Source organism: Phocaeicola fibrisolvens (genome assembly GCF_025567125.1).
Classification (GTDB): Bacteria; Bacteroidota; Bacteroidia; order Bacteroidales; family Bacteroidaceae; genus Phocaeicola; species Phocaeicola fibrisolvens.
In genome coordinates, this window is the sequence record NZ_JAOQJI010000042.1 from 24,573 (window position 1) to 34,226 (window position 9,654).

At 44.8% G+C, this 9,654-nt stretch carries 7 protein-coding genes and 2 tRNA genes; 1 reads left to right on the forward strand and 8 read right to left on the reverse strand.

Annotated elements, in window-relative coordinates; genetic code table 11:
• Window positions 1–10 precede the first annotated feature (10 nt).
• From sufD to OCV81_RS14255, 8 genes are all read right to left on the reverse strand, one after another.
• Window positions 11–1,354, reverse strand: coding sequence for a Fe-S cluster assembly protein SufD (gene sufD, locus OCV81_RS14220; RefSeq protein WP_148330638.1), 1,344 nt, complete (start codon window positions 1,352–1,354; stop codon window positions 11–13).
• Between the two features lie 2 nt (window positions 1,355–1,356).
• Window positions 1,357–2,109, reverse strand: a complete 753-nt coding sequence (sufC, locus tag OCV81_RS14225; protein ID WP_022353307.1) for a Fe-S cluster assembly ATPase SufC — start codon at window positions 2,107–2,109, stop codon at window positions 1,357–1,359.
• Between the two features lie 18 nt (window positions 2,110–2,127).
• Window positions 2,128–3,579, reverse strand: a complete 1,452-nt coding sequence (gene sufB, locus OCV81_RS14230; protein ID WP_022353306.1) for a Fe-S cluster assembly protein SufB — start codon at window positions 3,577–3,579, stop codon at window positions 2,128–2,130.
• A gap of 1 nt (window position 3,580) precedes the next feature.
• A complete protein-coding gene (locus OCV81_RS14235; RefSeq protein ID WP_022353305.1) occupies window positions 3,581–4,099 on the reverse strand; it encodes a CvpA family protein in 519 nt (172 codons plus the stop codon).
• A gap of 136 nt (window positions 4,100–4,235) precedes the next feature.
• Window positions 4,236–7,157 (reverse strand): translation initiation factor IF-2, encoded by a 2,922-nt coding sequence (gene infB, locus OCV81_RS14240; RefSeq protein WP_148330639.1) that lies wholly within the window; start codon window positions 7,155–7,157, stop codon window positions 4,236–4,238.
• Between the two features lie 99 nt (window positions 7,158–7,256).
• Window positions 7,257–8,516, reverse strand: a complete 1,260-nt coding sequence (nusA, locus tag OCV81_RS14245) for a transcription termination factor NusA (protein WP_022353303.1) — start codon at window positions 8,514–8,516, stop codon at window positions 7,257–7,259.
• 2 nt (window positions 8,517–8,518) lie between these two features.
• Window positions 8,519–8,986, reverse strand: coding sequence for a ribosome assembly cofactor RimP (rimP, locus tag OCV81_RS14250; protein WP_022353302.1), 468 nt, complete (start codon window positions 8,984–8,986; stop codon window positions 8,519–8,521).
• Window positions 8,987–9,158: 172 nt separating this feature from the next.
• Window positions 9,159–9,231 (reverse strand) — tRNA-Pro (locus tag OCV81_RS14255).
• A 162-nt stretch (window positions 9,232–9,393) separates the two neighbouring features.
• Between OCV81_RS14255 and OCV81_RS14260 the strand changes: the two genes are divergently transcribed.
• A tRNA-Phe gene (locus OCV81_RS14260) sits at window positions 9,394–9,466 on the forward strand.
• Window positions 9,467–9,654: the final 188 nt, after the last annotated feature.

A 9,654-nucleotide genomic window follows, 5' to 3' on the forward strand; every position in this document is an offset into this window, starting at 1 on the left:
GTCTGTCCCTTTATTTACAGATGGCACAGCCCTGACATTTGTTCAGTTCACCACGGAAGCGTTTCTCTACCAACAGATGCAGGCGGTCTTTCAATGCATCCATGCGGATATGGTCAATCACCTCATTCACAAATGCAAACATCAGCAACAGGCGGGCTTCCTTCAGACTGATGCCTCGCTGCTGCATGTAGAACAGGGCATTCTCATCCAACTGGCCCACCGTAGCTCCGTGCGAACATTTCACATCATCGGCATAAATCTCCAACTGCGGTTGAGTGTACATCCGTGCTTCACGGGTAGCACACAAGTTCCGGTTGGTCTGCTGGGAAGATGTATGCTGCGCACCTTCACGCACCAGCACTTTACCAGCAAATGCGCCTACAGCCTGGTCATCAAGCACATATTTAAACAACTCATTGCTGGTACAGTCAGACACCTTGTGGTCGATGAAGGTATTGTTATCCACCTGCTCATTCGCATCGGCAATGGCCATTCCGCACAAGTTGATTTCCGCTCCCTTTCCGGCCAACGTAACTTCCGTCGTATTGCGGGTTGTTCCGTTGTGCAGCGTCATCCCGTTCAACAGCACATTGCTGCCGGCCTCCTGATGTACATACAGGTTGCTGAAGCGTACCGTACTGTTATGGGTTTCTTCCAGTTCATACAGGTCGAACACCGAATTTTCTCCTGCAAAAACCTCCACCACTTGGGTAGAAAGGAAGTTCACGTTATCCATGGCATGGTCGCATACCAGCAACTTGGCCTGTGCCCCTTCCTCCAGGATAATCAACACCCGGCGGTTCACCATAAAGTCCACGTCTGCCCGCAGAATATTCACTAACTGTATCGGACGTTCCATTACAACGTTCTTCGGCACATACATGCACACCCCATCTTGGGCAAACATCGTATTGAAGGCTGCCAACGCATCTTTCGAGGTATCTGCCAGCTTTCCGTAATATTTCTTTACCAGCTCCGGATGCTGTTCGGCCATGTCTTTCAAGCTGCCGAAATACACCCCTTCCGGCAACTGAGCCGAAGGATGCACATGCTTGTCAAACGCATCGTTCACCACAAAATAGAGCGACGTGCTCATGTTGGGCACATCACACTTGAACACTTCATACGGATTGACCGGAATCTCCAACCGGTTCAGGTTCAGTCCATAATTCGGGGCAAAATACTTGCCCACCTCCGTGTATTTATACTTTTCCTGCTTGCGAGTGGGAAAGCCCAGCTGTTCAAAGTCAGCGAAAGCTTTGGCACGAGGCGCATTCAGCACCTCCGCACTCTGCCGACAAATCATCGCCTCGCACTGCGTGAAAAGGTCTATGTATTGCTGTTCTGCTTTCATGCTTATTCTCCCAGTTCTTTCTTAATCCAATCGTAACCTTTTTCTTCCAGTTCCAGTGCCAACTCAGGACCAGCTGTTTTCACGATACGGCCTTTGTAAAGCACGTGTACAATATCCGGCTTGATGTAGTCGAGCAGACGCTGATAATGTGTAATCACGATGCAGCTGGTTTCTGGTGTTTTCAACTTGTTCACTCCTTCGGCCACAATTCGTAAGGCATCGATGTCCAATCCAGAGTCTGTCTCATCCAAAATGCTCAATTTCGGTTCCAGCATAGCCATTTGGAAAATCTCATTCCGTTTCTTTTCTCCACCTGAGAAACCTTCATTCACGGAACGGTTGGCCAGCTTGCTGTCCAGTTCCACGATTTCTCTTTTCTGACGCATCAACTTCAAGAACTCACTGGCAGTCAGTGCCGGCAGTCCTTTATATTTCCGCTGTTCGTTGACAGCCGCACGCATGAAATTTACCATGCTTACGCCCGGAATTTCCACCGGATACTGGAAGGACAGAAACAATCCCTCGTGGCTACGGTCGGCCGGGCTCAAAGCCAACAAATCCTTACCGTCGAAGGTTACCGAACCTTTTGTCACTTCATAAGCTGGATGTCCCACCAAGACATTGCTCAACGTACTCTTTCCTGAACCGTTCGGTCCCATAATCGCATGAACCTCACCCGACTTTACGGTCAGGTTAATTCCTTTCAATATCTCTTTGCCATTGATGCTGGCATGTAAATTCTTTATCTCTAACATAATACTTTAATTTTATATTTATCCCACGCTGCCTTCCAACGATACAGACAGCAATTTCTGCGCCTCTACGGCAAACTCCATCGGCAATTTGTTAAGCACTTCCTTCGCATAACCGTTCACAATCAGTCCTACGGCATCTTCGGTAGAGATTCCTCGCTGATTACAATAGAAAATCTGGTCTTCCGAAATTTTGGAAGTGGTAGCCTCATGCTCCACTACTGCCGTCTCATTATGAATATCCATATAAGGGAAAGTATGCGCCCCGCACTGACTTCCCAGCAGCAAAGAATCACACTGACTGTAGTTTCGGGCATTGTCTGCCTTTTCGGCCACACGCACCAGACCACGGTAAGAGTTCTGACTCTTTCCTGCACTGATACCCTTGCTCACAATGGTAGAACGGGTATTCTTGCCCAAGTGAATCATCTTGGTACCCGTATCGGCCTGCTGATAGTTGTTGGTTACGGCCACGGAATAAAATTCTGCCGTAGAATTATCCCCGCTCAAGATACAGCTCGGATATTTCCACGTAATGGCAGAACCCGTTTCCACCTGCGTCCAAGACAGCTTGCTGTCTACCCCTTTGCAATTACCTCGTTTGGTCACAAAGTTGTACACGCCTCCCTTGCCTTCCGCATCACCCGGATACCAGTTCTGCACCGTAGAATATTTTACTTCCGCACGGTCGAGTACCACAATCTCCACGATAGCGGCATGGAGCTGGTTCTCGTCACGCATTGGCGCCGTACAGCCTTCCAGATAGGACACGTAACTGTCATCGTCGGCCACAATCAGGGTGCGTTCAAACTGCCCCGTATTGGCTGCATTGATACGGAAATAAGTGGACAGCTCCATCGGACAACGTACCCCTTTCGGGATGTACACAAATGATCCGTCGCTGAACACCGCCGAATTCAATGCCGCAAAGAAATTATCCCGGTAACCCACCACTGAGCCCAGATATTTCTTCACCAAATCCGGATGTTCGCGTACTGCCTCACTGATGGAACAGAAGATAATACCTTTCTCCATCAATGTCTCCTTGAAGGTTGTCTTTACAGACACTGAGTCCATGACAGCATCCACCGCCATGCCGCTCAACGCCATACGTTCTTCCAAAGGAATACCCAGCTTGTCAAATGTTTTCAACAATTCCGGATCCACCTCATCCAAACTCTTCGGTCCATCTTTCTTCTTCGTTGGATCTGCATAATATGAAATAGCCTGATAATCTATTTCTGGAATATTCAAATGCGCCCATGTAGGCATCTCCAATGTCTGCCAATAACGGAACGCCTTCAAGCGGAACTCAAGCAACCAGTCGGGCTCTCCCTTCTTGGAAGAAATCAACCGTACGACCTCCTCATTCAGTCCCTTCTCTATGATATCTGTATGAACATCCGTGGTGAAGCCATATTTATACTTCTCCTGCGTCAGTTCCTTCACATATTTGTTGGGTTCTAATTGCATATTAAATCTGATTATTATCTGTTTCTATAATTTCTTCTGTTACAGTCTTTACTGCCGGATAAAAAACTCCAGAGAATTTCTTCATCGGATAATATAACAAAGAATCACTTTTAGTGGTTGAATATATTAAGTTATCTTTAGAGTCTACAAAATCAATAAAATGAATTACAACACTAATCATCAAGGCATATTTGATGGTTCCCAATCCCGCTCCTAACCAACGGTTGATAAAACCTAAGCTGACCATATCCACGATTTTTGTCAAAGCCGAAGCTAAAATAGACAAACCTAATGGTACTACTAAACCGATTAATAGAAAAGCCAATATCTGCCCAAAAGTCACGGATGTTCCTACCTTCACCGCCAGCTGCTCTCCTACTGCAGCAAATAAAGCACGCGCAACCAGCAAACCAGCTACCAAGCCTATAATAGAAGCCAACTGTTTTAAAAAACCCTTCAGAAAACCAGAGATAGCCCCTAAAGCCAACACAACCACAATTATCCAGTCAAGTGTTTCCATCCATTATTTATAAATTAAAAAAAGACAAAGCGAAGAACTTGTTCCCATATCTGATGGGTGAATACAAGATTCTTCGCTTTGCTCTGAATGACAAATGTATTTATTTGCACCCAAACAATGGTCAGACTCTACGTCCTTACAATGTCTGCTTTACTTCTATTTCTTCGTATGTTTCAATCACATCACCAACCTTCAGGTCGTTGCAGTTCGTCAGGCTGATACCACATTCAAAGTTAGTACCCACTTCCTTCACATCGTCCTTGAAACGTTTCAAGGCATTGATTGAACCCGTAAAGATGACGATACCGTCGCGAATCAGACGAGCCTTGTCGGTACGTTTCACCTTTCCGGTCTTTACTACCGCACCGGCTACCATACCCACCTTGCTGATGTTGAACACTTCGCGTACTTCGATGGTAGCAGTCACCTGTTCCTTCAAAGTCGGCGCCAGCATACCTTCCATGGCCGATTTCACTTCTTCAATCGCATCGTAAATAATAGAATACTTGCGGATATCCACACCTTCCTGTTCAGCCAGTTTCGCGGCGTTTCCTGACGGACGAACCTGGAAACCTACGATAATGGCATTGGAAGCGGCAGCCAGTGACACATCCGACTCGGAAATCTGTCCCACTCCCTTATGGATGACATTTACTTGAATCTGTTCAGTGGACAACTTAATCAACGAATCGCTCAAGGCTTCTACAGAACCGTCCACGTCACCTTTCACGATGACATTCAGTTCGTGGAAGTCACCCAGTGCCAGACGGCGGCCCACTTCGTCAAGGGTCAGCATCTTCTGGGTACGCAAGCCCTGTTCACGCTGCAGCTGTTCACGCTTGTTGGCAATTTCACGAGCTTCCTGTTCTGTATCCAGTACATGGAATGTATCACCCGCAGCCGGCGCACCGTTCAATCCCAGAATCAGTACCGGTTCAGAAGGACCGGCTTCTTTCATTCGCTGGTTACGTTCGTTGAACATCGCCTTGACCTTGCCGTATGAAGTTCCGGCCAGCACAATGTCACCTACATGCAATGTTCCGTTGGAAACCAGAACTGTAGCCACATAGCCACGTCCTTTATCCAAAGAAGATTCAATAATGGAACCTGTAGCCTTCCGGTTCGGATTAGCTTTCAAATCCAGCATTTCGGCTTCCAGTAACACTTTTTCCAGCAATTCGTGTACACCCGTACCCTTCTTTGCCGAGATATCCTGTGACTGGTATTTTCCGCCCCATTCTTCCACCAGGAAGTTCATGGCAGCCAATTCTTCCTTGATTCGGTCCGGATTGGCATTCGGTTTATCAATCTTATTGATGGCAAACACGATAGGTACACCTGCTGCCATGGCATGGTTGATGGCCTCTTTAGTCTGCGGCATCACGTTGTCATCGGCAGCTACGATAATGATCACCACGTCAGTCACTTTCGCACCACGGGCACGCATGGCTGTAAAGGCTTCGTGTCCCGGCGTATCCAAGAAGGTGATACGACGTCCGTCTTCCAGTTTCACATTATAGGCACCAATATGCTGGGTAATACCACCGGCTTCACCGGCAATCACATTCGCCTTACGGATGTAGTCCAGCAAAGAAGTCTTACCGTGGTCTACATGTCCCATCACCGTCACAATCGGTGCACGCGGCTGCAAATCTTCTTCTGCATCGGCCTCTTCTTCTACAGCCTGTGCCACTTCGGCACTCACATATTCTGTTTTAAATCCAAACTCTTCAGCTACCAGGTTGATAGTTTCCGCATCCAAACGCTGGTTGATAGACACCATGATACCCACGCTCATACAAGTAGAGATAACTTGCGTAACGGGTACGTCCATCATGTTAGCCAGTTCGTTGGCCGTCACGAATTCCGTCAGTTTCAAAACCTTGCTTTCTTCCTGTTCCAGTTCTTCCTGTTCCAGCTGGCGGTTCTGGATATTCTCACGTTTCTCCTTACGATACTTGGCAGCCTTGTTCTTTCCTTTATTAGTCAGTCGGGCAAGCGTTTCCTTCACCTGTTTTGCTACATCCTCATCACTTACCTCCTGTTTCACTACAGGTTTCTTAAAACGGTCCTTATTATGTTTTCCACCTTGATTTTGGGCTTGATTGCCCTTTCCGGACTTTTCATTCCGAGAAACATTACCTGTATTAGTCGCAGCATTGCTAATATCAACCCGCTCCTTATTTATTCTATTGCGTTTTTTCTTTTTAGAAGCCTCATCATTCAATGCCCCTTTATCTGATTTGTCATCACTTTTCCGGATTTCCTTAATAATGGCATCTTTCATCTGCTTGCGCTGTTCCTGACGCTGCTTATCCTTCTCTTCTCTCTCCTTTTTCTTTTCTTCTTTTGATTTCTTTTTCGGACGAGTTGACTGATTCAATGCAGCCAAATCAATTTGACCTACTACATTTATTTTTGACTTAAATTCTGTTGGACGAATCTTAAACACTTCGTCTTCTTTATTCTCCTGAACGGACTGTTGCTTTTTTCCTTCTTCCATCGGCTCTGGTTTCAATTCTTCTGCCTTCATCTCCGGCTGTTTCGTTTCTTCTTTCTCTACTATCTGAAGCTGCTGCAGAGCAGGTTCTTCTGTCTTCGTTTCCACCTTCTCCACTTCAGGCTTCTTATTCTCAGATTCTGGCTTAGCTGGCCCTTCCTGTACTACAGGAACTTCAGCAGGCTCAACCACAGCCGGTTTTTTCCTTCTCTTCAGACTATCCAAGTCTATTTTTCCTACAGGCTTGAATTTAGGTCGCACATCTTCCGGAACCACTGTTTCTATTACCTCCGTTTTTTTTAACTCCGGATGTATATCCTCAATAGAAACAGATGCCTTGTTGCGCTCCTTATTTTGTCGTTCCTGAATAATTTTCTCGGACTCTATCTTCAAATCTTTGTCTTTGCTGAACTCCTTTACCAGTACAGCATACTGCTCTTCAGTAATTTTGGTATTTGGATTAGCCTCGACCGTATATCCTTTTTTCTGCAAAAAGTCTACCACCGTGGTTATTCCGACATTCAAATCTCTTGTTACTTTATTCAATCTTATAGTCATAATTCATCACATTTTATAGAGTTCAGGAAAATACATCAGTCACACATAAATAAGCAGACGAGAATGGAAACCATTCCCATCTGTTTTCACGCAAGCAAATTATTCCTCAAACTCCGCTTTTAAAATTCTCAGGACATCGTCCACCGTATTTTCTTCCAGGTCTGCCTTTTCAATCAGCATTTCACGAGGAGCATTCAATACGCCTTTTGCGGTATCAATTCCAATTCCCTTGATAGCATTGATGACCCATTCATCTATTTCATCTTTAAACTCATCCAAATAAATATCCTCATCAGCTGCAGCATCCTCTCCAAGTTCACGATACACATCAATCGTATATTCAGTTAACATACTGGCCAGCTTAATATTTAATCCGCCTTTACCGATGGCTAATGATACCTCTTCCGGTTTCAAATATACCTCAGCCCTCTTTTCATCTTCATGCATAACAATAGATGAAACTTTTGCAGGGCTCAAAGCACGCTGAATAAACAGCTGGATATTAGACGTATAATTAATCACATCAATATTCTCATTACGCAATTCGCGTACAATTCCATGGATACGAGAACCCTTCACGCCCACACAGGCACCAACCGGATCAATACGCTCATCATACGATTCCACCGCAATCTTAGCACGTTCTCCCGGGATACGAGCAATCTTCTTAATAGTAATCAGCCCATCATTAATTTCAGGAACTTCCTGTTCAAACAAGCGCTGTAAGAAAACTGGTGAAGTACGGCTCAAAATAATCTTAGGGTTATTATTTTTATTATCCACGCGAGCCACTACCGCACGAGCAGTCTCTCCCTTCCGATAGAAGTCGCTTGGAATCTGCTCTGTCTTCGGCAGCAGCAGTTCGTTGCCTTCATCATCCAGAAGTAAAATTTCTTTCTTCCAAATCTGATAAACTTCAGCACTAACCACAGTACCTACTTTATCAATATATTTGTTGTACAAACTGTCTTTTTCCAGTTCCAGGATTTTCGAAGCCAATGTCTGACGGAGGTTAAGAATCGCACGACGACCGAATTTCTCAAAAATCACTTCGTCAGTCACTTCCTCTCCCACTTCATACGATGCATCTATTTTACGAGCCTCCGACAATGCAATCTGCAGGTTCGGATTAGTCAGCTCCTCATCCGCTACAACTTCACGGTTACGCCAGATTTCAAAGTCCCCCTTATCTGGATTTACAATCACATCATAATTCTCATCTGTACCGAACATTTTCGCAATCACACTGCGGAATGACTCTTCCAACACGCTTACCATTGTGGTGCGATCAATATTCTTCAACTCCTTAAACTCCGAGAATGTGTCAATCAAGCTGACTGTTTCTTCTTTTTTGGCCATAATTATTTAAAGCTAATTAAGTATTTGGTGTATTTTATCTCATCATACGTAAAGGTTACATTCTGTTCCACCAGCTTCGGACGCTTGGCTCCTTCAGGCTTTATCTTAACTTCTATTGTAATTGTGAAGTTTTCTTCATTCGCATCAGCCAGAACCCCGGTCCATTTTTTCCCGGTCTTATCCATCACCTCCACATCACAGCCTACATGTGCCAGATATTGCTGCAAAACCTTAAATGGCTGACCGATTCCCGCGGAACCGACTTCCAATTCATAATCCTCTTCTTCACGGCTTAATTTAGACTCAATGTAACGACTTAACTCCACACAGTCGTCAATCCATACGCCCTCTGCATGGTCTATTTCCACTACAATTTTGTCATCCGGACTTACATTTACATCAACCAAGAAATAGCTCTTATCTTTCAGCCATTCCTCTACAATCCGAGCTACAACGTTTTTATCTATCATGTATTAACTATTAAGAACAAAAAAAGGAGCTTAATCGCCCCTCCACCTTTTTCATCCAATCACTTGCAAAGATATAAATAATCTCATGTCACACAAAATAATAACTAAATTATTTATATAGGAGAGTGGTATGAAAAAGCGGCAAATGATAGAAATCATCTGCCGCTTTTCGTCGGAATGAGGCGACTCGAACGCCCGACCCCTACGTCCCGAACGTAGTGCGCTACCAACTGCGCTACATTCCGATTGCAACGTTTGTTTTTCGTTTGCGATTGCAAAGGTAGACATAATTTTAATACCTGCAAAAGAAAAACGCTTTTTTTTCACAAAAAAATTATTTTTCTTATTTTCATCCTATTTGTTTTGAAGATTAAAGTTTTTAGTCTATCTTTGCACCGCAAAGCCAAGGTGCCATAGCTCAGTTGGTAGAGCAAAGGACTGAAAATCCTTGTGTCCCCGGTTCGATTCCTGGTGGCACCACTTTGAAGAAAAGCAAAAGACAGTAAAATCCTGATTTCCAAGCGAAATCGGGATTTTTTGTTTTCTCCAAGCACGCAAAAAACGGCAAAATATGGCTCAACGTAAAAATCTGAGGGATTCGTTGATTAAGCATAAATTTTAGCCAGTCTGAACAAAAAGAAGGCCTTGTCCTTTACTCCCCTGAACTG

Bases quoted from the DNA above. Each gene is read 5' to 3' on its own strand.
- sufD (WP_148330638.1), bottom strand. From the start codon at position 1,354: ATGAAAGCAGAACAGCAATACATAGACCTTTTCACGCAGTGCGAGGCG.
- sufC (WP_022353307.1), bottom strand. From the start codon at position 2,109: ATGTTAGAGATAAAGAATTTACATGCCAGCATCAATGGCAAAGAGATA.
- sufB (WP_022353306.1), bottom strand. From the start codon at position 3,579: ATGCAATTAGAACCCAACAAATATGTGAAGGAACTGACGCAGGAGAAG.
- OCV81_RS14235 (WP_022353305.1), bottom strand. From the start codon at position 4,099: ATGGAAACACTTGACTGGATAATTGTGGTTGTGTTGGCTTTAGGGGCT.
- infB (WP_148330639.1), bottom strand. From the start codon at position 7,157: ATGACTATAAGATTGAATAAAGTAACAAGAGATTTGAATGTCGGAATA.
- nusA (WP_022353303.1), bottom strand. From the start codon at position 8,516: ATGGCCAAAAAAGAAGAAACAGTCAGCTTGATTGACACATTCTCGGAG.
- rimP (WP_022353302.1), bottom strand. From the start codon at position 8,986: ATGATAGATAAAAACGTTGTAGCTCGGATTGTAGAGGAATGGCTGAAA.